Genomic DNA, 26238 nt, shown 5'->3' with positions numbered 1-26238 from the left:
TCCGGCCATGCTTTCAGCCCGCTGGCGGCTGGGGCCAGGCCCGCTGGGGTTCACGGATCAGCTCGAATGCATGTGCCACCTGCAGCACGCCCAGGTCGTCAAAACGGGCGCCTGCAATCTGCAGGCCGATGGGCAGGCCGCTTGTGGTGTAGCCGCAGTTGACCGAGGCCGCAGGTTGCTCGGACATGTTGAAGGGCACGGTGAAGCCGATGTGCTCCAGCGGGCGAAGCGGGTCGTTGGTGGGCGAGGGCAGTTCGGCCTGGAAGGCGGGCATGGGCGCCACGGGGGAGATCACATAGTCAAAGGCACTGCAGGCCTTCACGGTGTTGACCCGCGTCAGGTGGAACTGGTGGCTGGCGTTGAAGACTTCGGTGCCACTCATGCCCGCTGCGCTGTCGGCCCAGGTGCGGATGTAGGGCAGCACCTTGTCGCGCCGTGCGGCAGGCAGTGCCTGCAGGTCAATGTGCGAGCGCATGCGCCAGAAATGGTCCATGCCGTCGAGCATGGCCTGGGTCATGAAAGGCGCCATGGGCACGATGGTGGCGCCCGCCGCCTCCATGAGTTTTGCTGCGCGTTCTACGGCGGCTTTCACCTCGGGCTCCACCGGCTGGCCGCATCCGGCGTCCAGCAGCAAACCAATGCGCAGGCCGCGCAAGCGTTCGGCGCCCTTGTTGAACTGGCTCCACGCGATGTCCTGGTAGGGCAGGCTCATGCTGTCGCGCGCGTCGGGCTGGCTCAGCACCTGCATCATCAGCGCGGCGTCGGCCACGGTGCGGGTCATGGGGCCTGCGGCGCGGCCGGTGTAGGGTGGATCGATCGGAATGCGGCCCAGGCTGGGCTTCAGGCTGAAGATGCCGCACCAGCTGGCGGGCAGGCGCAGCGAGCCGCCGATGTCGGTGCCGATGTGCAGTGGGCCGTAGCCTGCGGCTGCGGCAGCGCCACCGCCGGCGCTGGAGCCACCGGGGCCCTTGCGGGTGTCCCACGGGTTGCGCGACAGGGGGTGAAAGGTGGACAGGCCCGAGGACAACATGCCGTAGTCAGGCATGGTGGTCTTGGCCACGATGACGGCGCCCGCCTCGCGCATGCGGGCGGCGGGCGGTGCATCGGCAGCGGCGGGCACCAGCTCGACGGCGGCTGTGCCCAGCGGCGTTGGATCGCCTTCGGTGGCGATGTTTTCCTTGATGGTGCTGGGCACGCCGTCCAGCGCGCCCTTGGGCTCACCACGCAGCCAGCGGGCTTCTGATTCGCGGGCTTGTGCCAGGGCCATCTCAGGGCGCAGCAGGTAGGTGGCGCGGATGTGGGGCTCCCACCGCTCAATGTGGGCCAGCACGGCCTGCGTGACCTCGACGGGGGACAGCGTGCGCTGGCGGTAGGCGGCAAGGAGGTCGTGGGCGGGCAGGTCGTGCAGGGCTGTCATGGCGGGATGTGGGGGGGTATCAATAAAAAAGGCCGCCAGCGCTTACTGGTAAAGCGCTGGCAGCTATTGTTTTGGGAGCGCGCCGCACACACCGTGGCGAGTGCGGCGCGGGGGCATCAAGACCAGGAGAGCGACGAGATGTCGTTCACGAACACAGGCATGTCTTTCCACAGGCCCTTGAGGTTCTTGTTGGCCACCGTGATCCATTGGTTGGAGTACAGGAAGGCGTGCACTGCATCGTTGGCCAGCAGGCGCTGGGCATCGCCCAGCAGCTTGGCGCGGTCGGCAGGGCGGGCGGCGTTCTTGATCTGGGTGAACAGCTCGTTGAACTTGGGCGAGTTGTAGGCCCAGTAGTAGTCGGGCTTGGCAAAGTTGCCCAGGTCGAAGGGCTCCACGTGGCTGATGATGGTCAGGTCGTAGTTCTTGCTGCCATAGGTGCCGCTGAGCCACTGCGCCCATTCCACGTTCTGGATCTTGGCGATGATGCCGACCTTGGCCAGCTGGGCGGCCACCACCTCGCCGCCCTGGCGGGCGTAAGGCGTGGGAGGCAGCGTCATGGTCAGCTCCAGCGGCGTCTTGATGCCGGCTTCGGCCAGCAGCTTCTTGGCCTTCTCGGGGTCGTAGGGGTTCACGCCCGTGGTGTCCACATAGCCAAAGGCGCCGGGCACATAGTGGCTGCCAATGGGCGCACCGTACCCGTCGCCTGCGCCTTCGATCACGGCCTTGCGGTCGATGGCTGCGGCAATGGCGCGGCGCACGCGCACATCGTCCAGCGGCTTCTTGCCGTTGTTGATGGCCAGAATGGTCTTGGCGCGCGAGCCTGCCACGATCACCTGGTACTTCGGGTTGGCCTTGAACTGTGCCACGCTGCGCGGTGTGACGCGCGGGAAGGCGTCCACGTCACCGGCCAGCAGGGCGGCCACCTGGGCGGCGGGGTCGGAGATGAAGCGGAAGGTGGCGCGCTTGATCTTGATGGCCTTGGCGTCGCGGTAGCCGTCCCACGCGGTCAGCACCACGGACGAGCCCTTGTTCCAGGCCTGCAGCTGGTAGGGGCCGGTGCCCACGGGCTTGTTCGCGTTGGTGTCGGCGCTCTTGGGCTCCACGATGATGGAGGTGGCCTGGCCGAGGATGAACAACAGGTCGGGGTCGATCTCCTTGTTGAGCAGCACCACGGTGTAGTCGTCCACCACCTGGGTGGTGATGCCTGCAAAGGTGCGCTTGTCCTTGTTGGTGCTCTTCTCACCGCCCGCGCGGTCGTACGAGAACTTGACGGCCGCAGCGGTGAAGGGCTCGCCGTTCTGGAACTTCACGCCACGGCGCAGCTTGAAGGTGTAGGTCTTGAGGTCGGGCGAGACCTCCCAGCTTTCGGCCAGCAGGGGCGACACGCTGCCGTCGGGGTTGATCTTGGTGAGCGTCTCGAAGATGTTGTACTGAACGATCTCGGCGATGGCAGACGCGGCACCGGCTGTCGGGTCCAGGCCTGGGGGCTCCAGCGTCATCGCCAGCGTCACCGCATCTTTGCGGCTTTGCGCCATGGCGCCAAGCGAGGTGGACAAAGGCACAGCGGCGATGGCGCCAGTGGCAAGGACGGTACGGCGGTTCAGCATGTTCGGACTCTCCAGACAAAAAACCAGACGAAGACCCCGGCGCCTTTGCAATGGGTTACCGGGGAGCACAAAAGCTTTTTACACCATCACATCGGTATTTGGTTACACGTTTTTTGCTGCGGCCGCAGCAGCGGCACGGCGCGCCCTTGCACGGCCCGGCAGCACCTGCGGCACCGCACCCACCAGCGATTGCGTGTACGGGTGCTGCGCGTTGCGGAACAGCTCTCCGGGAGAGCCCCGCTCTACGATGCGGCCCTGGTACAGCACCACCACCTCGTCGCACAGGTGATTCACCACGGCGAGGTCGTGGCTGATGAGCATGTAGGTGATGCCGAACTGCTGCTGCAGGTCCTGCATCAGGTTCAGCACCTGGGCCTGTACCGACACGTCGAGTGCGCTCACGGGTTCGTCCGCCACGATGAGGCGGGGCCGGGTGATGAGGGCGCGTGCAATGGCGATGCGCTGGCGCTGGCCGCCAGAAAATTCGTGCGGGTACTTGCCCAGGTCGTTGGTGCGCAGGCCCACCTGGGCCAGCACCTGGGCGGCCTGCTCGCGCTGCTCGGCGCGCGTGGTCTGTCCTTGCGCCTGCAGTGGCTCGGTCACGATGCGCTCGACCGTCTGGCGCGGGTCCAGTGATCCATATGGGTCCTGGAACACCATCTGAAAGTCGCGCCGCGCCTGGCGCAGCTGCTCGGCGGGCAACTGGTGCAGGTTGCGGCCCAGCAGCTCGACCGTGCCGGAGGTGGGGGTATCGAGCGCCATTACCAGCCGTGCCAGGGTGGACTTGCCCGAGCCCGATTCGCCAACGATGCCCAGGCTGCGGCCCGATGCAATGGAGAAGTTCACGCCGTTGAGGGCATGCACCTTGCCGGGTGGCTTGAACAGATGGTCGCGCGGCAGCGTGTATTCACGCACCAGGTCTTTGACCTGCAGCAGCGGCGTTTCTGCGGGATGGGTGCTGTGCAGCGCCTGGGTCATGCGGCCACCTCGACGATGTTTACCACCTGGGCACTCTGGGCTTCGGCAATGGCCTCGCGCCGCAGACAGCGCACCTCGTGGTCGCCATCGGCATCGGTGGCCACGAGCGTGGCCTCGGGCTGGTTGTGGTGGCAGGCATCCACCGTGTAGCTGCAGCGGCCCGCAAAAGGGCAACCTGAAGGCAGGTCGACCAGCTCAGGCACCGTGCCGGGGATGGTGGACAGGCGAGGGCGCTGGCCGGGCGCGTGCACGGCGCCCAGGTGAGGCCGGGCGGCAAACAGGCCGCGTGTGTAGGGGTGGGCCATGGCCGAGAAGACCGAGGCGGTGGAGCCGCTTTCGACCACGCTGCCGCCGTACATCACCATCATGCGGTCCACGTTCTGCGAGATCACGCCCAGGTCGTGCGAGATCAGGATGAGCGCCATGTTGCGCTCGGCCACCAGATCGCTGATGAGGTCCAGGATCTGCTGCTGGATCGTCACATCGAGCGCCGTGGTGGGCTCGTCGGCAATCAGCAGGTCGGGCCCGCAGGCCAGCGCCATCGCGATGGTGATGCGCTGGCGTTGCCCGCCGGAGAACTGGTGCGGATAGGCGTCAAAGCGCTGCGCGGCGTTGGGAATGCCCACGCGGTCCAGCAGGGCAATGGCTTCGGTGCGTGCGGCTGCCGCATTCATGCCCCGGTGCAGGCGCAGCGGCTCTGCCACCTGGCGGCCTATGGTGTGCACGGGGTTGAGCGCGGTCATGGGCTCCTGGAACACCATGCCAATGCGGTTGCCGCGCATCTGGCACATCTGTGCATCGGTGCGGCCCACCAGCTCTTGGCCATCAAAGCGAATGCTGCCGGTGACCTGCGCGCTGTCAGGCAGCAGCCCCATGAGCGACATGGCGGTGATGGATTTGCCACAGCCCGATTCACCAATCAGGCCCAGGGTTTCACCGCGCGCCAGCGAAAAGCTCACGCCGCGCACGGCATCGGCCGGGCCCCGGTGCGTCTGCAGGCGGATGCGGAGGTTGGAGACTTCGAGCAGGAAAGACATGGAGAACAGTTCGTGCAAGGTTCGGCGGAGGTTTCAGCGCTTGCGCGACAAGCGTGGGTCCAGCAGGTCGCGCAGACCATCGCCCAGCAGGTTCAGCCCCAGCACGGCCAGCGCAATCGCCACACCAGGCCAGACGGCCAGCAGCGGGGCCTGGAACATCAGCGTCTGTGCTTCGCTGAGCATGCGGCCCCAGGAGGGTTGGGGCGGCTGGGTGCCCAGGCCCAAATAGGAGAGGGCGGCTTCGGCCAGGATGGCAATGGCGAACTGGATGGTGGCCTGCACGATGAGCACCGACAGGATGTTGGGCAGCACATGCTCCAGCGTGATGCGCAAGCTGCCCTTGCCGCAGGCGCGCGACGCCAGGATGTACTCACGCGACCACACCGCGTTGGCCGATGCACGGGTGACGCGCGCAAACGTCGGGATGTTGAAGATGCCGATGGCAATGATGGAGTTGACGATGCCCGCGCCGAACACAGCGGTGAGCATGATGGCGGACAGGATGGCCGGGAAGGCAAACGTAAAGTCGGCCAGCCGCATGATGAGTTCTTCGACCCAGCCGCGCTTGGCCGCTGCCAGCAGGCCCAGCGCCGTGCCAACGGTCAGCCCGATGCCCACGGCGATCACGCCCACCAGAATGGAATTGCGCGCACCCACCAGCAACAGCGACGCCACATCACGCCCAAAGGCATCGGTGCCCAGCCAGTGTGTGCCGGTGGGCGGCTGCAGCTTGGAGGCCAGGTCCATCTCGTAGGGCGACCAGGGTGTCCAGACCAGCGACAGTGCAGCGGCCAGCAGGAGCAGCAGCGACAGAACGGCGCCGATCACGAAGCTGCGGTGGCGCAGCGCGCGGTGCAGCCAGCTGGGGGCAGAGGTGACAGAAGGCGAAGGAATGACAGCGTTCATGGGGGGGTCAGATGTCGGAGGCCTTCACGCGCGGGTCGATCACGGCGTAAAGGATGTCCACCACGAAATTCACGATGACCACCATGGCGGCGAGCAGCATCACGCAGTTGCGCACCACGATCAGGTCGCGGTTGGAGATGGACTGGAAGATCAGGCGCCCCAGGCCGGGCAGGTAGAACACGTTCTCCACCACGATGGTGCCCGCCAGCAGGTTGGCAAACTGCAGCCCCATCACGGTGATCACCGGGATCATGGCGTTGCGCAGCACATGGCCCCAGAGCGCCGCGCGCTGCGACAGGCCCTTGGCGCGGGCAGTGCGCACAAAGTCTTCGCGCAGCACCTCCAGCACGGCCGAGCGCGTGATGCGCGCGAGGATGGCGGCCTGCACCACGGCCAGCGCAATCGCGGGCAACAGCAGGGCCTTGAGGGCTTCGAGTGGACTACCACCAGCGTCTTCGGTCCAGCCGGGGAAGCCACCGGCCGAGAACCACTGTAATTTCACGGAGAACAGCAGGATCAGCAGGATGGCGAACCAGAAATTGGGAATGGCAATTCCGATCTGCGCCAGCCCCATCACGCCGACATCACCGATCTTGTTGTGGCGCGATGCTGCATACACACCTGCCACCAGGGCCAGCACGGTGGTGATGACCATGGCCATCAGTGCCAGCGGCACCGTGAGGGCCAGGCGTTCCAGCACCAGGTCGAGCACGGGTGAGCTGTAGGCATAGCTGTCGCCCATGTTGCCCACCACCAGCCCGCTCACCCATTGCCAGTAGCGCAGGCTGGCGGGCTGGTCCAACCCCAGCTTGCTGGCCAGCGCAGCCACGGCTTCGGGCGAGGCGTCGGGTCCCATGAGCATTTGGGCGGCGTTGCCCGGCAGGATCTCCAGCACCAGAAACACAACAATGGACGCGCCGATCAGCGTGGCCAGTAGGGTAATAAACCGCTTGAGAAAAAACAGGCCCATGGGTGAGGTGGGTGAGGAGAGGGTTAGGGCGCGCGGGCGTCAAAATTAATGTGTATACACAGCATAACGGTAAAAACATCCCCGTCAGCGGTGGTGGGTTGCAGTGTGGCATGCAAGGCACATGCCACCAGCGCGGGATAATACGGAGCATGAACCGCGCCGCGTACCCCGTCTCCATTGTTTTTGGCCCTGTGCCCAGGGAGGCCGTATGGCGCTGATGATCACCGACGAGTGCATCAACTGTGATGTGTGCGAGCCCGAATGCCCTAACCAGGCCATCTATCTGGGGCAGGAGATCTACGAGATCGACCCGAACAAGTGCACGGAATGTGTGGGGCACTTTGACGAGCCCCAATGTGTGCAGGTCTGCCCCGTCGCCTGCATCCCCGTGAACCCGCAGCACGTCGAGAACCGCGAAACCCTGTGGCAGAAGTTCCAGCGGTTGCAGGCGCCAGCTTCGAGTTAGTTTGTAGTGTTTTTTGGTTCTAGCGCTTATCCATCAAGCGCAAGAAGCTATAAAAATAATAGCTATTGACCGAAGGGGATGCGACGGACCGTCGTTACCCCTGCCGTGCCGCTCAGTCTTCTGCAGGGCGGGGGGGCTTGGGGCGCGGCGGTTTGGTGGTGTGGATGAGCAAGGTGGCCTTGTCCATCTCGCCTGCCAGCATGGCCGGGTAGGCCTTCAGCGAATGGACGATGCTGTCTTCGATCAGCGTGCGCTGGTCGGGGGAGGGCTTTTTGAGCACCCAGTTGGCGACTTCGCTTTTCACGCCCGGGTGGCCGATGCCCACGCGCAGGCGCCAATAGTCAGGGGAGCCGAGCTGGCCATGGATGTCCCGCAGGCCGTTGTGCCCTGCATGGCTGCCGCCGCGCTTGAGCTTGACCTGCCCTGGCGGAATGTCCAGTTCGTCATGCACCACCAGGATTTCTTCGGGCTGGATCTTGAAGAAGCGCGCCAGCGAAGCCACCGACTTGCCGGAGAGGTTCATGAAGGTCTGTGGCTGCAGCAGCCAGACGCTTTGCCCATGCACCGTCGTGCGCGCTACCAGCCCGTGGTAGCTGCGCTCGGGCACCAGCGTGGCCTTGAGTTCGCGCGCCAGCGCATCAATCCACCAGAAACCGGCGTTGTGGCGGGTGGCTTCGTAGTCTGGCCCGGGGTTTCCAAGGCCTACAAACAGCTTGATCATTGGCGGGATTATCGGTGGGTGTGGGGTGGTTAGAGCCAGACGGTTTGCAGATGCGAATGGCTTTGCGCCAATGAAAACGGCCCACACAAGGTGGGCCGTTGGGGGTCAACGCCGCAGGGCGGGCTGACCGGGTGAAGTCATCGAGGTCGTTGACCGATTACTTCTTGCCCTTGCCCTTGCCCTTGGCATCGGCAGCAGGAGCGGCTTCGGCAGGGGTCTCAACGACCACCACTGGAGGCACCACGGACACCAGCACGGGGTTGTTGTTCTGACCGCCACGGATCTTGGCCGTCACGCCCTTGGGCAGCTTGATGTCCTTCAGGTGCAGGGATGCGCCCTTTTCCAGCTTGGACAGGTCCACAGCGATGAACTCAGGCAGGTCCGAAGGCATGCAGGTCACGTCCAGCTCATTCACGATCGGGTTGACCATGCACTTGTCGACCTTGACGGCGTTGGACTCGTCAGCACCGCTGTAGTGCAGTGGCACCTTCATGTGCAGCTTGGTCTTTTCGTCCACGCGCTGGAAGTCGATGTGCAGCACGAGTTGCTTGTAGGGGTGGTATTGCACGTCACGCAGCAGAACCTTGGAGGTCGTGCCGGCAACTTCCATGTCCAGCACGCTGGAGTGGAAAGCTTCCTTCTTGAGGGCGTGCCACAGTGCATTGTGGTCCACCTCGATGAGTTGGGGTTCGGCGGTGCCACCGTAGACGATGCCAGGCGTCTTGCCCGAATTGCGCAGACGGCGGCTCGCACCCGTACCTTGCTTGGCGCGCTCAAAAGCGACGAAGTTCATAACTAGCTCCTGAAAAGGACAGACCGCGACCAGTCTTGCCCTGTTTTAAAAAGGCCCGCGATAGCAGGCCACACTTCGTTCCCGAACCAACAGACAAGCCTCCCGAAGGAGGCTTGGTGTCCTGTTCAACCGTCTTTCCAAGCCGAAGGCCTCTTGCGAGCCCCGCGTTTGTCAGAACAGGTTGTCTTGGTCCGAGAACAGACTCATCACCGACTCACCCTTGGCAATGCGCTGGATCGTCTCTGCGATCAGCGGGGCCACGGAAAGTTGGCGAATCTTGGCGCATCCCCGGGCGTTGTCGCTCAGCGGGATGGTGTTGGTCACCACCACTTCATCGAGGGCCGAGCCCTTGGCGATGCGTTCGATGGCAGGACCCGAAAAAATAGGGTGCGTACAGTAGGCGTACACCTTCTTGGCGCCACGCTCCTTGAGCACTTCAGCGGCCTTTACCAGCGTGCCGGCGGTGTCGATCATGTCGTCCATGATCACGCAGTTGCGGCCTTCGATTTCGCCGATCACGTGCATGACTTCGGACACGTTGGCTTTGGGGCGGCGCTTGTCGATGATGGCCAGGTCGCAGTTGAGCTGCTTGGCCAGTGCACGGGCGCGCACCACGCCACCCACGTCGGGCGAGACCACAATCAGGTCTTCATAGTTCTTCTGACGCAGGTCGCCCAGCAGCACGGGCGACGCGTAGATGTTGTCCACCGGGATGTCGAAAAAGCCCTGGATCTGGTCGGCATGCAAGTCCATGGTCAGCACGCGTGCCACGCCCACGGCTTGCAGCATGTTGGCCACCACCTTGGCGGTGATAGGCACGCGCGTCGAACGCGGGCGGCGGTCCTGGCGGGCATAGCCGAAGTAGGGGATCACGGCGCTGATGCGCTCAGCCGATGCACGCTTGAGCGCATCAACCATGATCAGCAGTTCCATGAGGTTTTCGTTGGTGGGGGCGCAGGTGGACTGCACCACGAAAACATCGCGTGCACGCACGTTTTGCTTGATTTCAACGGTGACTTCACCGTCGGAGAATCGACCCACGTCAGCCGCACCGAGGGTGGTGCCGAGGTGTTGGGCAATTTCAGCTGCCATGCCTGGATTGGCATTGCCGGTGAAAACCATGAAGTCGGGGTGGTTGGCTTGCATGAGCGTCCCAGCAGTCTGAAATAAAAGCCCGTACGCGGAAAGCGTTTGGCAGGGGAAGAAGGATTCGAACCTTCGCATGCCGGAATCAAAATCCGGTGCCTTAACCAGCTTGGCGACTCCCCTACACAGGTCAACTACCGAAGGCAGCTAACCTTAATTCTTGCCTGATGCCCAACCTGCCAGAGGATGGACCATCAGATTTTCACATTCCTTAACTTGCCAGCCCTGTGGGGCTCCACTCAAGTCAACTGCATGTGACATATGCGCAAACACTGCACTTCCTGAGCCTGTCATCCTGCCTTGCAATCCTCGGGCATCGAACCATTCAATGGCTTCGGTAACCTCGGGGCAAAGTGCCTGGGCAACTGGCTGCAAGTCGTTTCGACCGAAGTCAAAGTGTGCTGCAGCAAAGCCTAAGATTGTAGCACTATCTGAATCGCGTTTCAAACTTGGTGACGAAAAAATTGCTTTTGTCTCCAAGCCTGCAGCGGGCTTCACGATGGCAAAGCGCGCTTGCGGTAGTTGCTGTGCTTTCTCAAGCGGCGTGATTGTCTCACCAATTCCTTCGACCCAAGCGTTGTGACCGCGTAAAAAAAATGGAATGTCTGCACCGAGCTTCAGACCAATAGCTTCCAGTGCCGATTGCGACAGGTTCAGACCCCACAACCTGTTAAGGGCAAGCAAGGTGCTGGCTGCATCGGAAGAGCCACCACCCATGCCCGCCTGCGAGGGGATGTTTTTCACGACGCCAATGTGTGCACCCTGGGTGCCGCCGGTGGCTCGCTGCAGTGCGAGCGCGGCCTTGATCGTCAGGTCTAGCTCTGGCAGTGCTGTGCCCAGGTCTTCGCGTGTGATAGCGCCACCGGCGCGGCGCTCGAAATGGAGGGTGTCGCACCAGTCGATCAACATGAAGACCGACTGCAGCAGGTGGTACCCGTCCGCGCGTTGGCCTGTGATGTGAAGGAAAAGGTTGAGCTTTGCCGGAGCCGGCACGTCATACAGGGATTGCATGGCAACGAATTGGGCGCGTGAGGAGGGCGGCTAGCGGGTCAGTGCGATGCGCAAAGTGGCCTGGGGGGCGGGGTCGTCGCGGTGTGCCACCAGTCGCCCCTGTTCCAGGGCCGAAAGATCGGCCCTCCAACCTGGCACAGTGGTTTGTACACCCTTGAGCCAGGCGAACAGGGCGGCCACGGGGATGCGCGTGCCCGTCACATCCTGCAGCAGTGCGTCGAGCGAATCAGAGGTCCGCGATTCCTGCGCGCTGGTCAGCTGTGCATGGCCATCTTTCCATTCCAGCTGTGCGATGCGGCTGCCGAGCGGGCTGATCAGTGCAAGCCCCCCGGTCTGTGCATTGCCCCGCAGTTCAAATATTGCAGAGAACGACTGCGATGCCTGTCCTTCCACCTGCAGGGCGATACGCCCATTCCAGGCATCTTCTTCGCCTGCAGGTACTTGTGGCGGCTGCGCGCAGCCGACCAGCCACAGTGCGCAGGCCACCCACAACAGCAGCCCGGCGAGACGTGGGCCGACCGTGAGGCGCGTAACGCGTTGAAAAGGAGTTCCTGAACCACCGTACATCAAAGGCTCACCCCAAGGCGCTTCAGCGTTTCTTTCAGCGTTTCATTGTCAGGGCTTGTCCGTGCGCCTTCTTTCCAGACCTTGAGGGCAGCTTCCTTGTCACCCAGGCTCCAAAGCACCTCACCGAGATGCGCTGCGATTTCTACATCCGGGCGAGCTTTGTAGGCGGTTTCCAGGTGCCGCTTGGCCTCTGCCTTGTTGCCCATGCGAAACTCCACCCAGCCTAGGCTGTCGGTAATGAAGGGATCGGAGGGGGCGAACTCCATAGCTTTCAGAATCAGCTGTTTGGCTTCGTCCAAGCGCACGCCCCGGTCTGCCAATGAATAACCGAGGGCGTTGTAGGCATGGTGGTATTGAGGCTTCTGGGAAATCACCTGCCTCAGCAGCTTCTCCATAGTCTCCGGGTGACCCGCTTTTTCGGCCAGCATGGCTTGGTCATACACCAGTTCGGCGTCATCAGGTGCGAGCGCCACAAGCTCGCTCTGGACTTGGTAGGCTTCCTGGTAAAGCCGCAGGTCACGCAGTAGCTGCACCTCGGCCAGCAGCTTCATGCGTTTGTCGTCAGCAGAGGTTCCTGGCAGGTTTCGCAGCAGTTCCCGCGCCTGGGCCACTTTGCCCTGCCGTGCCAGCAGGGACGCGCGGCGGCTTTGCGCACTGAAGGCTTCGTCCACGTTGTCGATGCGGTTCAGCCACGCTTCTGCAGCGGCAAAATCGCCCTTCTTCTCTGCGAGCTGTGCGGACAGCAAATAGGCTTGCGTAAGCCCTTTCTGACGCACTTCAGGATCGGTCGCGGCGGAGGTGAGCTCCATGAAGCGCTGCAGCGCACTCTCTGCAGCGGAGAGCCTGTTGTCTTGCAACTGCAGGGTGGCCAGCACCAGCCAGGCCTCTACCAAGTCCGGTTTCTCTTTGGTGACGTATTCCAGTTGGCGGGCAGCATCGGGATAGCGCTGCAAGCCCAAAAGAACCCGCGCATAGCCCATTCGCAACTCTGGCACGGGTTGTTTGGCAAGTGCTTGTGTTACCAGTGGTTCGGCCTCGGGGGTGTTCTCTTCCATCAGCTCCAGCGCCAGCCTGGCTGCCCCCTCGTTAGCGTCGTCAAGGGCCTGCGCGCGCCGAGCGGCATCCAGTGCCCCCGATTTATCACCCGCCGCGAGGCGAAGGCGACCCAGGGATACCCAGGCCACAGGGCCGGTGGCAGGGTGGGAAAGCTCGTCCACGAGGGCGGCTTCCACCACCTTCGCTGCCAGCGCCTTGTCGCTGGCACGCCCATACATCTGGGGCAGTGCAGACAGGGTCGAAGCCTTTGCGCGGGGGGATGATTGGGCGAGTTCCTGGCGCAGCAGATCGGGTGTTTCGCCAATACGGTTCAGTGCAACAAGAATTTGCAGCACATAGCGATTCGCCTCGCGCGACTGTGGCAGAGCCTCTTTCCATGCCTTGGCCGCTGCCAGTGCATATTCACCCGATCGTGACTGCAAGGCGATATCTGCGGCCCTTTGGTAGAGTTGGCCGTCTGCGCTGCGGCGTGCAGCCTCCAGCATGAAGGCATAACCAGCACCGGGGTCGCCTGTCCGGGCGCTGATTTCGCCCAGGAAAATCTCGTAGAACAATTCAGCATCCAGTGCCGGGTTGGATACCACTGGAGATTCATCTGTGGCGGGGCGGCTGTCACTGCCGGTCTGTTGTGCCCATGCTGAGTGGGCGGATACCGCGATCACGGTCGTCAATGCGGCAATCCGAAAGCTGTGAAATAGCACCATCGGGTCATAATAATCCATGCCTGTTAACCCATTGCCGGGGTCTTTGTATGCCTGAGTTGCCCGAAGTGGAAGTGACCCGCCGCAGTTTGGTTCAGGCCATCACTGGCGCCCGCATTGAGGCGGTCACCCTCGGCAAATCCTTGCGCTGGCCTCTGGGGTGCGCGCCACAGACTTTGGTGGGGCAGCAGGTGATGGGCCTGCGCCGCCGCGGAAAATATTTGCTGGCCGATACCAGTCGAGGAGTTCTGCTTGTGCATCTTGGGATGTCGGGCAGCCTGCGCTTCGGCCAGGGGTTACCGGCGGCCGGAGTCCACGATCACTTTGACATGCTGACCAGCCAGGGGACGCTGCGGTTGCACGATCCGCGCCGATTCGGTGCCGTGGTGTACGTTCATGGGGAGCAAGACCCTGTTGCGACCAAGCTTCTGGGCGGGCTGGGAATGGAGCCGCTGTCTGACGGATTCTCTCTTGCTGTTTTCCAGGCTGGTCTGAAAAAGAGCCAGATGCCCATCAAACAGTTGCTCCTGGCTGGCCGGCTGGTGGTGGGGGTTGGCAATATCTACGCGTCAGAAGTGCTTTTTCTGGCTGGAATCCGTCCCACGACGAGTGCGTCGCGTATCGGGCCTGCGCGGGTGCTCAAATTGCACGCTGCCATTCGGTCTGTATTGGCGCGGGCCGTGGATATGGGGGGCAGCACGCTGCGCGATTTTTCCAATGCAGATGGAATGGCAGGCCACTTTCAGACCCAGACCAACGTTTATGGACGCGATGGAGCGCCATGCCATGTTTGTGGCACTTCGATAAAGGTGCTGCGCCAGGGGCAGCGGAGCAGCTATTTTTGCCCGATGTGCCAGCGGCCTTGAATAAGGTCAAGCACCAATTCGCCGTGGCATGACGGCCCGCGAGCGGTCGATGCTATATTTTGTGTATGCCTGCCCTGCAGGCCATTCTTAGATCTCTGGGAGCAAAGTGGGACCTTCATTCAACGAACAGTTCGACCAGCATGGTGCCTGGCGGCGTGAGTTCGCCCAGCAACTCAAGCGGCTGGCCGAGTGGATGTCCTCGCACGAACTCATGGACGCAGCCGTCCAGGAGCGGCTGCAACGCCTGGAGGAGCAGGTTCGCAGCGACAAGGTCATGGTGGCGTTTGTTGCCGAATTTTCGCGCGGCAAATCTGAGTTGATCAACGCGATCTTCTTTGCAGACTATGGCCGCCGCATCATGCCTGCGAGTGCAGGGCGCACCACCATGTGCCCCACCGAACTTGGGTACGATGCCAGCGTGGCGCCCAGCCTTCGGCTGCTGCCCATTGAAACCCGACTGCAGATGCAGAGCCTAGCGGAGTGGCGGGTTAAAACGGACCGGTGGCAGGAGATCCCCCTGGATGTCGGAAACGCGGACCAGATTGCCAAGGCGCTCGAAAAGGTGGCCGAAGTACGAAAGGTCAGCCTGGACAACGCGCGGGCATTGGGCTTTTGGCACGATGATCTGACCGATGAAAACCCTGTGCCTGATGCCCAGGGCTTGGTGGAGGTGCCCATGTGGCGCCACGCCCTCATCAATATTCCCCATCCTTTGCTGAAACAGGGGCTGGTGATTCTGGACACACCAGGGCTGAATGCCGTGGGCGCTGAGCCTGAACTTACCGTCAACCTGATTCCGCAGGCGCATGCGGTGGTCTTCATTCTGAGCGCTGACACCGGAGTTACCCGCTCTGATTTGTCCATCTGGCGCGAGCACCTTGCCATTTCGGCGGACAGCATGGACGCCCGGCTGGTGGTGCTCAACAAGATAGACACCTTGTGGGACACGCTCAATTCTGCAGAGCAGGTGCAGGCGCAGATGGAGCGCCAGTGCAGTACGTCTGCAGAAATGCTGGGTGTTCCGCTGGACAGGGTTGTGCCCGTGTCTGCGCAAAAAGGGCTGGTCGCCAAGATCACTGCTGATGATCTGCTGCTGGAGACCAGCGGCCTGCCTGTTCTGGAAGAGGCGCTGGCCAAAGGAATCATGGGGCGGCGGCAGTCTATTTTGCGGGCGGCTGTGGCCAACGGCGTGGCCAGTTTGCGCACTGAGACTTCTCGGGTCATCAATATCCGACGCCGAGATCTTGACGACCAGATGGCCGAATTGCGAAGCTTGCGCGGCAAGAATGCGTCTGTGATCGAATCGATGCGGCACCGCATCGAACAGGAACAGCGGGAGTTTGACCTGAGCACTTCCAAAATCCAGGCGGTGCGTGCGGTCCATCTGAAGCTGCTTCGAGATGTATTTCAGCAGTTGGGAGCCAAGGCGCTCAAAGTCGAGCTTTCGGAATTGGCACAGACCCTGCAGCAAAAAGGGCTCAAGCTGGGGGTGAAGAAAATCTATCTTCAGACTTTCGACAAGTTGCGCGGTACGCTGGACAAAGCACAAGCGTCAGGCACTGAGATTCAGGCCATGTTGGGTGGCACCTTCAGGCAACTCAATGCCGAGTTCGGCTTTTCTCTGCAGGTCCCCTCGCCTCCGCAGCTGGAGCACTTTACGCACGATCTCAATCAGATCGAACAGAGCCATCTCCAATACCTCGGCATGGGGAACGCGCTCAAGCTGGCCCAGCCTGAGTTTGCGGAACGTCTGGTCCGGGCTCTTGCCATGCGTTTGCGCACCGTGTATGAATCGGCCGCGAACGATCTTGAACTGTGGAGCAAATCTGCTACGGCCCAACTGGATGCGCAGCTGCGTGAGCGTCGCCGTAGTTTTGCGCGTCGCATCGAGGCTGTGGATCGCATTCAGCAGGCTGCCAGCGGTTTGGTGGAGCGCATTGCGGAAATTGAAGCGAGTGAGGATGAGTTGGTCCAACTGGAGCAAAGGCTGCAGGAGCTGACCTCTCAGCTTGTTGCTCTGCCCGGTCTTGACTCCGTGACATCGGGTAGCCATCTGGTATCTGCATGAGCAGCGGCGGGCGGGAGGATGTGGCTGGGCTCGTGGTCGCATGGCAGGCGTCTCATGGCCGCAATCACCTGCCTTGGCAACAGACGCGCGATCCGTACCGGGTCTGGCTGTCCGAGATCATGCTGCAGCAAACGCAGGTTACGACGGTACTTGACTACTACGCGCGCTTTCTGGAGCGTTTTCCCGACGTAGTGGCCCTATCGCAGGCAGAGCAGGATGAAGTGATGGGTCTCTGGAGCGGGCTGGGCTACTACACCCGGGCTCGCAACCTGCATCGCTGCGCCCAGCAGGTTGTGGCAGAGCACGGAGGCTCCTTTCCTCGCTCCGCCGAGATGCTGGCTACCTTGCCGGGGATTGGTCGTTCCACCGCTGGAGCGATTGCCGCATTCTGTTTCTCTGAACGCGTGCCTATTCTTGATGCCAACGTGCGCAGGGTTTTGACGCGTTTGCTCGGCTTTGAAAAGGACCTCGCGTCGTCGGGAAACGAGCGTCTGCTCTGGAAGGAGGCGGAGTCACTGCTGCCGCAGAAAAATCTGCTTACGGCCATGCCCCGCTATACCCAGGGACTCATGGATCTGGGAGCGTCGATTTGTACGCCACGATTGCCACGTTGCGACCGGTGTCCTTTGGCGGGCCGCTGTGTGGCATTCAAAGACGGAGACCCACAACGCTACCCCGTCAAGACGCGCAAGCTGGCACGCCGGTCTGAGTCTTGGCAGCTTCTGGTACTTCGAAATTCTGCTGGTCAGGTGTGGTTGCAACGTCGCCCCTCTGCTGGGATATGGGCTGGCATGCATTGTGTGCCGGTCTTCGCCGACGGCGCCTCTTTGAACGGATATGTCAAATTCTTAGGTGATGCTTCTCGCATCTCCTGCAACGAACTCCAGCGTTTTCTCCATGTGCTGACACACAGGGATTTGCATCTTCACCCCGTGTTGGTCACGGGGGAGATTCCGGATCAGCCCACTGAAGAAGGGGCGTGGTTTGGGGTCAATGAGTGGTCCTCTATCGGCCTGCCTGCCCCCATCCGCAAGCTGCTTGATTCGACCCAAGCTCAGTTGTGGTGAGCGTGCCCGGGCTTTGTTGCGTAGATATCAGCGTCCGTCCAGCTCTCGGTGTCTCTTCAGGGTTGCCCAGCGGCTGCTCAAAACATCGGCTAGTCGTTCCACCAAGTAGACCGAGCGGTGCTGGCCGCCAGTGCAGCCCACCGCGACCGTGACATAACTGCGGTGGTTCCGGTCAAGCATTTCCAGCCAGTGCGCGAGAAATTGCTCGATATGCGCCTGCATCAGCGACACATCGGGTTGTTGGCGCAGGAAATGGGCGACAGGTTCGTCCAGCCCCGTCAGATCCCGCAGCGCAGGTTCATAGTGTGGGTTCGGCAACATTCGCACATCAAAGACGTAGTCAGCGTCCATCGGTATGCCACGCTTGAATGCAAAAGACTGGAATACCAGGGTCATCTGTCCCCGGGTGGTGACAAGCAAACTCTTCACGTAGCTTTGGAGCTGTGAAGCCCGTATGGTGCTTGTGTCGATCACATGCGACTGTTCTCGCAGTTCCGCCAGCAACTCGCGCTCCAATTCGATAATCTGCACGAGTGCTTTTCGACCCTGTTGAAGATCGTCGTGCGACAGCGGGTGGCGTCTGCGTGTTTCTGAGAAACGCCTGACAAGCGTATCGATGGTGGCGTCGAGGAAAACCGATTGCACCGAAACGCCCTCGCTCCTGAGCCGACTCAGCTCCTGTGGAACCTGATGCAATGAGGTGGCACTTCGAACGTCCATCGCGATAGCAACGCGGTTGCCGTGGTGACGGTGTTCCAGCGCCACAAAAGCTGGCAGCAGTTCTGGGGGCAGGTTGTCTACGCAGTAATACCCTGCGTCCTCCAGCGCATGCAGCGCCACGGACTTTCCTGATCCCGACATACCCGTGATTAAAACGATTTCAAGTGCCATCAGCCATGTCCTTCTCGTGCAACGGCCGCGAGATCCAGCATCTCGCTCGCGTGGGCGAGCGTAGTCTGGGTGGATCGTTCGCCGCCCAGCATGCGGGCAATTTCTGCCACACGGTTCTCGCCCTGCACCGTCGATACGGCGCTGGTGGAGCCATTCGGGCTCTTGCGTTTGGCCACCTTGAGGTGGTGGTGTGCGCAAGCCGCCACCTGCGGCAGGTGGGTGACCGCGAGCACCTGACGGTCGCTGCCAAGCTGCTGCATCAGCCGCCCCACTGTTTCAGCCACCGCCCCCCCTACGCCAGAGTCCACTTCATCAAAGATGAGCGTGGGGGCCATACCCAATTCACTGGTTGTTACAGCGATGGCCAGCGAAATGCGGGAGAGTTCGCCGCCCGATGCGACTTTGCCGATGGGTTTGGGTGTCATCCCGGGATGGCCCGCGACGAGGAATACCACGTCATCGATGCCGTGGTGCGAGGGCTCTGAGGCCTTGGTCATGGAAACCTCGAATTTTCCTCCCTCCATGCCCAGGCCCTGCATGGCTTGGGTAATGGCGTGAGACAGTTTCGGGGCGGCTTTGGCGCGACCCAGAGACAGCGCGCGTGCCGACGCGTGGTAGGCCTTGGCACTGGCGGCCTCGGCGGTCTCCAGTCGTTCCAGATCTGTCGCTGCGTCCAGCCGGCGCATCTCCTCCTTCCAGCTCTGGTGTAGAGCCGGCAGCTCTGCTGGCGTGCGCTTGTAACGGCGTGCCAAGGTCATCCAGAGCGAAATGCGGGTGTCGAGTTCGGCCAGACGCTGTGGATCTATTTCCACGTGCCTCAGATACAGCTGCAGCGAGTGGAGCACGTCGCTGGCTTGTGCGAGGCTGGAAGAAAGGATGTCTGCGAGCGGTGCGAACTCGGGCTCAATATGCTCGTGGCTTTGGAGAAGATCGTGCGCGCGTGCAAGCCCAGTCAGTGCACCAGCATCTTCATCTTGGAGGGCTTGGATGGCGCCCTCGGCCCCTTCCAGCAGCGCCTGCGCATGTGAGAGGCGTTTGTGTTGTGCGTCGAGTTCTTCCCATTCGCCATCAATGGGTGCGAGCTTGTCCATCTCGTTGATCTGCCATTGCAGACGCTCACTTTCCTGCTGCAAATTAGCCTGGGCCAGGCGTGCTTGCTCCAGGGCTTTCTGATCCTTTCGCCACTGGGTCCAGAGCGCTGCCGTTTCTGCTGTGCGCACCCCTGCAAATGCGTCCAGCAGGCCGCGTACCGAGTCGGGTCTTGTAAGGCTTTGCCAAGCATGCTGCCCGTGGATGTCTAGCAGGCTGTCTCCCAAAGTCCGCAGTTGGGCTGCAGTGGCTGGGGTGCCATTGATCCAAGCCCTGCTTTTGCCCTGAGAGTCCACGGTCCGACGCAAAAGCAACAGCTCATCAATATCAAAACCCGCTTCCTCCAGCCATGGCTGGAGATGGGGTGGGCAATCGAACTCAGCGCAAAGATCCGCTTTGTCAGCGCCTTCGCGAACCACACCTGCATCGGAGCGTGCGCCCAAAACGAGTTGCAGTGCATCAATCAGGATGGATTTCCCAGCGCCTGTTTCTCCCGTCAGCACGGTGAAGCCGGAACTTAGTTCAAGTTCAAGTGCTTGAACGATCACAAAATCGCGCAGGGTAATCCGCCGGAGCGCCATGGTCAGGAGCCCCCTTCGTTCCAGCGCAATTTTTTGCGCAGGGTGGCAAAGTAGTTCCAGCCTTGAGGATGGAGAAACCGCACGCAGTGCTCTGACCTTTTCACCAGAATGCGGTCACCATGTAGCAGTGAGGCCAGTGACTGCATGTCAAAGTTGGCACTGACATCCCGGCCACTCACCACCTCAACCGCCACCTCGGTGGCATCCGACAGAACAATCGGTCGGTTGGAGAGCGTATGAGGGGCGATGGGCACCAGCACCCATCCAGGAATGGAGGGGTGAAGCATGGGGCCACCGGCTGACAGCGAATACGCCGTTGACCCTGTGGGTGAGGCGATGATGAGTCCGTCTGCGCGTTGGTTCGCCACAAATCGGCCGCCGACCTCGACCCGCAATTCCACCATGCCTGAAGTCGCGCCTCGGTTCACAACGACATCGTTCATCGCGAGGGCTTCGAAGACGACGCGCTCGTCGCGCACGACCGTAGCGTGCATCAGCGGTCGCAAGTCTTCCTCGTATTCGCCCTGAAGCATGGGGGGCAGAGTGGCCTGATAGGTATCGAAAGGAATGTCGGTGATAAAGCCAAGCCGTCCCTGGTTGATGCCGATCAGGGGCGTCCCAAAACGGGCGAGCCGCCGACCTATGCCCAGCATGGTGCCGTCACCCCCGACCACCAAGCCCAGATCGCATCGACTGCCTATCTCGTCTACATTCAGGACTGGATAGTGTGTGAGCCCGGTGTTGCTTGCGGTCTCAGCTTCCAGCATCACTTCGCAACCCTGGCGTTCAAGAAAATGGGCGATGTCTTCCAGGGCTTGGCGGGAGCTTTCACCGATGGAGCCCGCCGAAGAAGCTTGGTACTTGCCTATCAGTGCGACATGGCGGAAATTGGACGTCATCGCGAAATTACATCATTAAAATCATTCCATGCTCGATGACCGTGCCAAGTTGTTGCTCAAAGCGCTGGTCGAGCGCTACATCGCCGATGGGCAGCCCGTCGGATCCCGCACGTTGTCGCGCGCGTCTGGGCTGGATTTATCTCCAGCCACTATCCGTAACGTCATGGCGGATCTGGAGGAGTTAGGGCTGATCGCGAGTCCCCACACCTCAGCCGGTCGCATTCCTACTGCACGAGGTTATCGGCTGTTTGTGGACACCATGCTGACAGTGCAGCGGGACCCTCTAACCCCTCCCCAGCTTGCGCCCGAACAGCCGCAAAAGGTGATCGCCAACGCTGCCCAGTTGCTATCCAATCTTTCGCAGTTCGTCGGTGTCGTTATGGCACCACGCAGAACATCGGTGTTCCGCCATATTGAGTTCTTGAGGCTGTCCGAGCGAAGATTTTTGGTCATCATCGTTTCGCCCGAGGGCGACGTTCAAAATCGCGTCATCTTCACGGACGTGGACTACTCCCAGTCGCAACTCATTGAGGCTTCCAACTTTCTGAACGCGCATTACGCGGGGCTTGCGATGGAGCAAGTGCGTGAGCGCCTGAAATCTGAGGTGGATGTGCTGCGCGGCGAGATCGCTTCGCTCATGCAGGCTGCGGTGAATGTGGGGTCTGAGGCTTTGTCCCAAGCGCAAGACGAGGTCGTGATTTCTGGTGAGCGCAACCTGCTGGCGGTCAGTGATTTCTCCAGCGACATGGGCAACTTGCGACGTGCCTTCGATCTGTTCGAACAGAAAACCCAGATTCTCCGGTTGCTGGATATCTCCAGCCAGGCCGAGGGAGTGCGCATCTACATTGGCGGTGAAAGCCATGTCGTGCCTTTTGAGGAGCTGTCCATCGTCAGTGCTCCGTATGAGGTAGACGGCAAAGTGGTCGGGACGCTAGGCGTGATCGGCCCCACGCGCATGCCATACGACCGGATGATTCAGATCGTGGACATCACATCAAAGCTGGTGTCCAACGCACTCAGCCATCGCAAGTAAAGCCCCTACAATACGGCGCTTGCCCCGTTGTATAGCGCTGGAGCATGGCCTGGGGCGTTAGCTCAGTTGGTTAGAGCAGAGGACTCATAATCCTTTGGTCGTTGGTTCAAGTCCAACACGCCCTACCACCCATCCATTCGAATGGGCGATCATCACGATCACGGCCAGTTTTCTTGTCGCAATGTGCGCCTTTCTTCTTTTGGAGTCTCTGGAGTGCATTACAATTGCGGCTTGCGTTGAGTTGAGCTTTTGCTGATCAGGCCCATGCGGCATGGTTACAGTAAAAAAGTTGATTTCAAGGATTGCCAAGAAATCATGCTATAATTCAAAGCTTAGCGGCTGTAGCTCAGCTGGATAGAGTACTTGGCTACGAACCAAGGGGTCGTGGGTTCGATTCCTGCCAGCCGCACCAATGTTTAAAGCCTGCAATCGCAAGATTGCAGGCTTTTTCATTTGTCAAAGCGTTTCTCGCTGACGGGGGAGATCTTCCATGAGCAAGGCCTTTACCAAAGAAACCGATGCTTCCGATGAGGATGAATTGGTGTTGCCTGCGTTGCCTGCGGGCGGCAAGAACTACATCACTCCGGCAGGATACGCGCGCCTGCGTGATGAGTTGCTGGATCTGATTGACAACGAGCGGCCCAAAGTGGTCGAAGCCGTGCACTGGGCTGCCAGCAACGGAGATCGGTCTGAAAATGGCGACTATCTCTACGGCAAGAAACGTTTGCGAGAGATTGATCGGCGCATCCGCTTTCTCACCAAGCGGCTCGAGATTGCCGAAGTGGTGGATCCCAGCCTGCATGCGGGCAGCAATCAGGTGTTTTTCGGCTCCACAGTCACGTACATCGATGACGAAGGTATAGAGCGCACGATCACCATCATGGGCATCGATGAGGCAGACAGCCGGGAATCGCAGGTGAGCTGGATCTCGCCGGTGGCGCGTGCGCTCTTGAAGGCCCATGTGGGTGACGAGGTGCTGCTGCCTACGCCAGGAGGCGTGCGAAGCCTTGAAGTGGTGGCAGTGCAGTATCCGCAGCGCGCCGCGCATGCGGACTGAGCGGGGTCCGCAACGCCGCTTTGCGCCAAGCCCAGCATGGGTTTATGGCGCCGCTCAGCGCTGTGAAGTGCTTACGTGGCCTGCGGGGTGATGCGTGCAGCGCGAATGACGGCCTGGGTGCGCCGCAAGTTGCGCAGTGCGGTTTCGAGGTGGGTCTGATCTCGCACCGCCACAATGAAGCGCAAGTCCGTGGTGTCGAGGGCCGCCTCGTCATCCATGTCCACATGGGTGATGTCAGCTTCTGAATTGGCCAGTTCAGCGGCCACGCGGGCGAGCACACCTTTGCCGTTGGTGACAGTCACCACGACCCCGGTTTCGAACATGCGCGTGGGCTCGTCCGACCAGTCCACCGCAATGAAGCGCTCGCTGTCCTTGTGCTGCAGCCGCTTGGCCACCGTGCAGTGGGCGTTGTGAACCACCAGGCCCTCGCCACGGCCCAGATAGCCCACGATGCTGTCGCCAGGTACTGGGCGGCAACAGGATGCGTACTGCACCGAGGCATTTTCGCTGCCATCCAGAGTTACCGCTCCTTGCGAAAGCGTCTCGTGGGATGTGTAGCGCTCCCGTGTCATGAGCAGCGCATCAGGACGATGGCCGTGTTCGGACATCAGCACCATGAGTCGCTTGGCCACGATGCTGGCGATGCGCTTGCCCAGGCCCAGGTCCGTCATCAGTTCGCTGCGGGTGCGGTTTCCTGTAAAGCGCAGCAGTTTGTCCCACATCGGTTGGGTCTCTGCGTCCTGGGGAGGGAGCTGCTCCAGGCCTTCCGCCCGGATGGCCTGGGTCAGCAGCTTCTCGCCCAGGCCTTCCGATTCGGTCTGTGCCAGCGTTTTCAGGTAGTGCCGGATCTTGGAGCGTGCGCGGCCCGTGCGCACAAAACCCAGCCAGGCCGGGTTGGGCGTGGATACCGGGGCTGTGATGATCTCCACCACATCGCCATTCTTGAGTTCGGTGCGCAGGGGCACTTGCTCATTGTTGATTTTTGCCGCCGTGGTGCGGTCGCCAACGTTGCTGTGGATGGCGTAGGCAAAGTCCACCACGGTAGCTCCGCGAGGCAGGGCCATGATCTGGCTCTTGGGGGTGAAAACGTAGACAGCGTCCGGGAACAGGTCCACCTTGACATGGTCCCAGAACTCGGCGGCATCGCGGGTCTCGTTCTGGATGTCCAGCAGGGACTGCAGCCACTTGGTCCCTAGTCGCTCGGCCGATGTGCCATCGCCGTCCTGCGCCTTGTACAACCAGTGCGCGGCCACACCAGCCTCGGCGATGACATGCATCTCGTCCGTACGCATCTGGAATTCGATGTTCACGCCGGAAGGGCCCACCAAGGTGGTGTGCAGGGATTGGTAGCCATTGAGCTTGGCGATGGCGATGTGGTCCTTGAACTTGCCAGGAACCGGCTTGTACATCTGGTGGAGCACGCCCAGGGCGGTGTAGCAGTCTGTCACCGTGGGTACGATCACCCTGAATCCGTAAATATCGGTGACCTGGGCAAAACTCAGGTGCTTGAGGTCCATCTTCTGGTAGATGGCGTACAGCGTTTTCTCGCGGCCGGCGAGGCGGACCTTCATACCGATCTTGGAGAAGGCGGTGTCCACCTCGGCCTGAACCTTTTGCACCAGATCGCGCCTGCGGTTGCGTGATTTGTTGACTGCCTTGGACAGCGTGGCGTAGCGCCATGGGTGCAGGTGCCGAAAGGCCAGATCCTGCAATTCCCGGTAGGTCTGGTTGAGGCCCAGGCGGTGGGCAATGGGTGCATAGATCTCCAGCGTCTCCGAGGAGATGCGGCCCCATTTGCTGCGCGGCATGTCCGACAGCGTGCGCATGTTGTGCGTGCGGTCCGCCAGCTTGATGAGGATGACGCGCACGTCGCGCGCCATGGCCAGCAGCATCTTGCGGAAAGACTCGGCCTGGTTCTCTTCGCGGGTGTTGAACTGCAGCTTGTCGAGCTTGGTCAGCCCATCTACCAGTTCAGCCACGGGGGCGCCAAAGCGGTCTATCAGGTCTGCTTTGGTGACGCCACAGTCTTCCATGGCATCGTGCAGCAGTGCGGCCATCAGCGCCTGGGCGTCCAATTTCCAGGTGGCGCACTGTGCAGCCACGGCAATGGGGTGCGTGATGTAGGGCTCACCGCTGTTGCGCAACTGACCCAGATGGGCCTCGTCAGCGAAGCGATAGGCTTGGCGCACCTGTTCGATGCTGGTCGCGTCCAGGTAGTCGAGGCTGTCTGTCAGCGCGGCAAAGCTGGCCGCAGCCGCATTGGCTGCCGCTGCGGCTGCCGACAAAGTTCCCGCCGTTGGTACTTCGCCGGGGCGGGCTTGCGTTGCAGAAGGTGAGTTGAGCACCGCGTTCATGCCTTAAATGTAGCGCGGGAGCGCATCAGGAGACTTTGGGGCAAAAAAAAGCACCGCTGTCGCGGTGCTCTTTGCGGGCTGCGCCCAGGAAAAAGCTCAACCAGGAACCTTCTTGAGCATTTCCAGGCCAACCTTGCCTTCTGCGATTTCGCGCAGGGCGGTCACGGCAGGCTTGTTGCGGCTTTCGATGCGGGGGGCGTGGCCCTGGCTCAGCATGCGGGCACGGTACGTGGCGGCCAACACGAGCTGGAAGCGGTTGGGGATCTTTTCCAGACAGTCTTCTACGGTGATGCGTGCCATCGTTTTACTCCGGGGATTCAGGTGATATTGAGCGACTGGAAGGTGTCAGCGCGGGCGCGGCGCTGGGCGGCGTACTTGAGTCGCTGGGCGTGAACTACGGCTTTCAGGTCGAAAAGCGCGCGCTCAAACAACTCATTGATTATAACGAAGTCAAATTTGCTCACCTGGGCCATCTCGGTAGCCGCGTTCTTGAGACGGACTTCGATGACATCGGGGGAGTCTTCGCCCCGTCGTTCCAGGCGCGAACGAAGTTCTTCCCAGCTGGGGGGCAGGATGAACACGAGGATGGCATTCGCGAAGGCTTCCTTGATCTGCAGCGCGCCCTGAAAGTCGATTTCCAGGATCACGTCCGAGCCTTGTGCAATGCGCTCCTCGATCGCCTTCTTGGAGGTGCCATAGCGGTTGCCATGTACATGCGCCCATTCCACGAAGGCGTTGCCTTCCACCATGGCATCAAACTCGGATTGCGACGCAAAGTAGTAGTCGCGGCCATGTTTTTCTTGCCCGCGCGGAGCGCGGGTGGTGTGGGAGATCGACAGGTGGACGTGGGAGTCCAGTTCCAGCAAGGCCTTGACCAGGCTGGATTTGCCTGCGCCGCTGGGGGCTGCAACTACGATGAGATTTCCGGGATAGTCCATAGTTGATGTGCGCGAAGCG

General features: G+C 61.3%; 24 protein-coding genes and 3 tRNA genes. 8 read left to right on the top strand and 19 right to left on the bottom strand.

All coding sequences use genetic code 11. From position 1 onward, the window contains the following. Positions 1–13: 13 nt before the first annotated feature. From ACQ4MJ_RS15775 to ACQ4MJ_RS15750, 6 genes are all read right to left on the bottom strand, one after another. On the bottom strand, positions 14–1417 hold the full coding sequence (locus ACQ4MJ_RS15775; protein ID WP_431152008.1) for an amidase: 1404 nt from the start codon (positions 1415–1417) through the stop codon (positions 14–16). Between the two features lie 116 nt (positions 1418–1533). Next, a complete protein-coding gene (locus ACQ4MJ_RS15770; RefSeq protein WP_431152009.1) occupies positions 1534–3024 on the bottom strand; it encodes an ABC transporter substrate-binding protein in 1491 nt (496 codons plus the stop codon). A 102-nt stretch (positions 3025–3126) separates the two neighbouring features. After that, positions 3127–4002: an ATP-binding cassette domain-containing protein gene (locus ACQ4MJ_RS15765; RefSeq protein WP_431152011.1), complete on the bottom strand. Its 876-nt coding sequence runs from the start codon at positions 4000–4002 to the stop codon at positions 3127–3129. Then, on the bottom strand, positions 3999–5039 hold the full coding sequence (locus ACQ4MJ_RS15760) for an ABC transporter ATP-binding protein (protein WP_121423058.1): 1041 nt from the start codon (positions 5037–5039) through the stop codon (positions 3999–4001). The genes ACQ4MJ_RS15765 and ACQ4MJ_RS15760 overlap by 4 nt, the downstream gene beginning before the upstream one ends. Before the next feature lie 33 nt (positions 5040–5072). Then, positions 5073–5945 (bottom strand): ABC transporter permease, encoded by an 873-nt coding sequence (locus ACQ4MJ_RS15755; protein ID WP_055399077.1) that lies wholly within the window; start codon positions 5943–5945, stop codon positions 5073–5075. A 7-nt stretch (positions 5946–5952) separates the two neighbouring features. Further along, the gene (locus tag ACQ4MJ_RS15750) at positions 5953–6915 is read right to left on the bottom strand and encodes an ABC transporter permease (protein ID WP_055399075.1); all 963 of its coding nucleotides are present in this window, start codon (positions 6913–6915) and stop codon (positions 5953–5955) included. 208 nt (positions 6916–7123) lie between these two features. On the opposite strand from ACQ4MJ_RS15750, the gene ACQ4MJ_RS15745 reads away from it, so the two are divergent. Beyond that, positions 7124–7381, top strand: a complete 258-nt coding sequence (locus tag ACQ4MJ_RS15745) for a YfhL family 4Fe-4S dicluster ferredoxin (protein WP_055399073.1) — start codon at positions 7124–7126, stop codon at positions 7379–7381. 112 nt (positions 7382–7493) lie between these two features. Here the strand turns inward: ACQ4MJ_RS15745 and pth are convergent, their stop codons facing one another. From pth to ACQ4MJ_RS15710, 7 genes are all read right to left on the bottom strand, one after another. Next, positions 7494–8102 carry an aminoacyl-tRNA hydrolase gene (gene pth, locus ACQ4MJ_RS15740; RefSeq protein WP_055399071.1) on the bottom strand — a complete coding sequence of 203 codons (609 nt, stop codon included), beginning with the start codon at positions 8100–8102 and terminating at the stop codon, positions 7494–7496. Between the two features lie 157 nt (positions 8103–8259). Then, a complete protein-coding gene (locus tag ACQ4MJ_RS15735) occupies positions 8260–8895 on the bottom strand; it encodes a 50S ribosomal protein L25/general stress protein Ctc (RefSeq protein ID WP_055399069.1) in 636 nt (211 codons plus the stop codon). A 171-nt stretch (positions 8896–9066) separates the two neighbouring features. Then, positions 9067–10041: a ribose-phosphate pyrophosphokinase gene (locus ACQ4MJ_RS15730; protein WP_055399067.1), complete on the bottom strand. Its 975-nt coding sequence runs from the start codon at positions 10039–10041 to the stop codon at positions 9067–9069. Between the two features lie 46 nt (positions 10042–10087). Further along, positions 10088–10164 (bottom strand) — tRNA-Gln (locus ACQ4MJ_RS15725). A 30-nt stretch (positions 10165–10194) separates the two neighbouring features. After that, positions 10195–11052, bottom strand: a complete 858-nt coding sequence (ispE, locus tag ACQ4MJ_RS15720) for a 4-(cytidine 5'-diphospho)-2-C-methyl-D-erythritol kinase (RefSeq protein ID WP_431152014.1) — start codon at positions 11050–11052, stop codon at positions 10195–10197. A 30-nt stretch (positions 11053–11082) separates the two neighbouring features. Next, positions 11083–11538 carry a lipoprotein insertase outer membrane protein LolB gene (locus ACQ4MJ_RS15715; protein WP_431152015.1) on the bottom strand — a complete coding sequence of 152 codons (456 nt, stop codon included), beginning with the start codon at positions 11536–11538 and terminating at the stop codon, positions 11083–11085. Between the two features lie 80 nt (positions 11539–11618). Next, entirely contained in the window at positions 11619–13397 is a 1779-nt protein-coding gene (locus ACQ4MJ_RS15710; protein ID WP_306553444.1) for a tetratricopeptide repeat protein, read from the bottom strand. Between the two features lie 29 nt (positions 13398–13426). Here ACQ4MJ_RS15710 and mutM point away from each other — a divergent pair, with 29 nt between their 5' ends. From mutM to mutY, 3 genes are all read left to right on the top strand, one after another. Continuing rightward, positions 13427–14242: a bifunctional DNA-formamidopyrimidine glycosylase/DNA-(apurinic or apyrimidinic site) lyase gene (mutM, locus tag ACQ4MJ_RS15705; RefSeq protein WP_431152016.1), complete on the top strand. Its 816-nt coding sequence runs from the start codon at positions 13427–13429 to the stop codon at positions 14240–14242. Between the two features lie 106 nt (positions 14243–14348). Beyond that, positions 14349–16310 (top strand): dynamin family protein, encoded by a 1962-nt coding sequence (locus tag ACQ4MJ_RS15700; protein WP_055399056.1) that lies wholly within the window; start codon positions 14349–14351, stop codon positions 16308–16310. Continuing rightward, on the top strand, positions 16307–17377 hold the full coding sequence (gene mutY, locus ACQ4MJ_RS15695) for an A/G-specific adenine glycosylase (RefSeq protein ID WP_431152018.1): 1071 nt from the start codon (positions 16307–16309) through the stop codon (positions 17375–17377). Before ACQ4MJ_RS15700 ends, mutY begins: the two co-directional genes overlap by 4 nt. A 27-nt stretch (positions 17378–17404) precedes the next feature. Here mutY and rapZ read toward each other — a convergent pair whose 3' ends face one another. Genes rapZ through ACQ4MJ_RS15680 form a run of 3 tightly spaced genes read right to left on the bottom strand, consistent with a single transcriptional unit; the run spans position 17405 to position 20837 of the window. Further along, complete coding sequence (gene rapZ / locus ACQ4MJ_RS15690; RefSeq protein ID WP_121422498.1) at positions 17405–18268, bottom strand: RNase adapter RapZ; 864 nt, start codon at positions 18266–18268, stop codon at positions 17405–17407. Beyond that, complete coding sequence (gene recN / locus ACQ4MJ_RS15685; protein WP_431152019.1) at positions 18268–19938, bottom strand: DNA repair protein RecN; 1671 nt, start codon at positions 19936–19938, stop codon at positions 18268–18270. Before recN ends, rapZ begins: the two co-directional genes overlap by 1 nt. A 2-nt stretch (positions 19939–19940) precedes the next feature. Beyond that, complete coding sequence (locus ACQ4MJ_RS15680; RefSeq protein WP_055399049.1) at positions 19941–20837, bottom strand: NAD kinase; 897 nt, start codon at positions 20835–20837, stop codon at positions 19941–19943. A gap of 28 nt (positions 20838–20865) precedes the next feature. Here ACQ4MJ_RS15680 and hrcA point away from each other — a divergent pair, with 28 nt between their 5' ends. From hrcA to greB, 4 genes are all read left to right on the top strand, one after another. Beyond that, positions 20866–21870: a heat-inducible transcriptional repressor HrcA gene (gene hrcA, locus ACQ4MJ_RS15675; RefSeq protein WP_055399047.1), complete on the top strand. Its 1005-nt coding sequence runs from the start codon at positions 20866–20868 to the stop codon at positions 21868–21870. Positions 21871–21921: 51 nt separating this feature from the next. Beyond that, a tRNA-Ile gene (locus tag ACQ4MJ_RS15670) sits at positions 21922–21998 on the top strand. Positions 21999–22205: 207 nt separating this feature from the next. Continuing rightward, a tRNA-Arg gene (locus ACQ4MJ_RS15665) sits at positions 22206–22282 on the top strand. Between the two features lie 78 nt (positions 22283–22360). After that, the gene (gene greB, locus ACQ4MJ_RS15660; protein WP_176888572.1) at positions 22361–22927 is read left to right on the top strand and encodes a transcription elongation factor GreB; all 567 of its coding nucleotides are present in this window, start codon (positions 22361–22363) and stop codon (positions 22925–22927) included. A 71-nt stretch (positions 22928–22998) separates the two neighbouring features. Here the strand turns inward: greB and ACQ4MJ_RS15655 are convergent, their stop codons facing one another. From ACQ4MJ_RS15655 to gmk, 3 genes are all read right to left on the bottom strand, one after another. Then, on the bottom strand, positions 22999–25281 hold the full coding sequence (locus tag ACQ4MJ_RS15655; protein ID WP_055399042.1) for a RelA/SpoT family protein: 2283 nt from the start codon (positions 25279–25281) through the stop codon (positions 22999–23001). Positions 25282–25377: 96 nt separating this feature from the next. After that, the gene (rpoZ, locus tag ACQ4MJ_RS15650) at positions 25378–25581 is read right to left on the bottom strand and encodes a DNA-directed RNA polymerase subunit omega (RefSeq protein WP_005794722.1); all 204 of its coding nucleotides are present in this window, start codon (positions 25579–25581) and stop codon (positions 25378–25380) included. Between the two features lie 17 nt (positions 25582–25598). Continuing rightward, positions 25599–26219 carry a guanylate kinase gene (gene gmk / locus ACQ4MJ_RS15645; protein ID WP_055399040.1) on the bottom strand — a complete coding sequence of 207 codons (621 nt, stop codon included), beginning with the start codon at positions 26217–26219 and terminating at the stop codon, positions 25599–25601. Positions 26220–26238: the final 19 nt, after the last annotated feature.

It is taken from the genome of Acidovorax facilis (assembly GCF_050626955.1).
In the GTDB taxonomy this organism is placed as follows: domain Bacteria; phylum Pseudomonadota; class Gammaproteobacteria; order Burkholderiales; family Burkholderiaceae_C; genus Acidovorax; species Acidovorax facilis.
The sequence above is the reverse complement of the archived record's forward strand: the minus strand, read 5'-3'. Positions and strand labels throughout refer to the sequence as shown.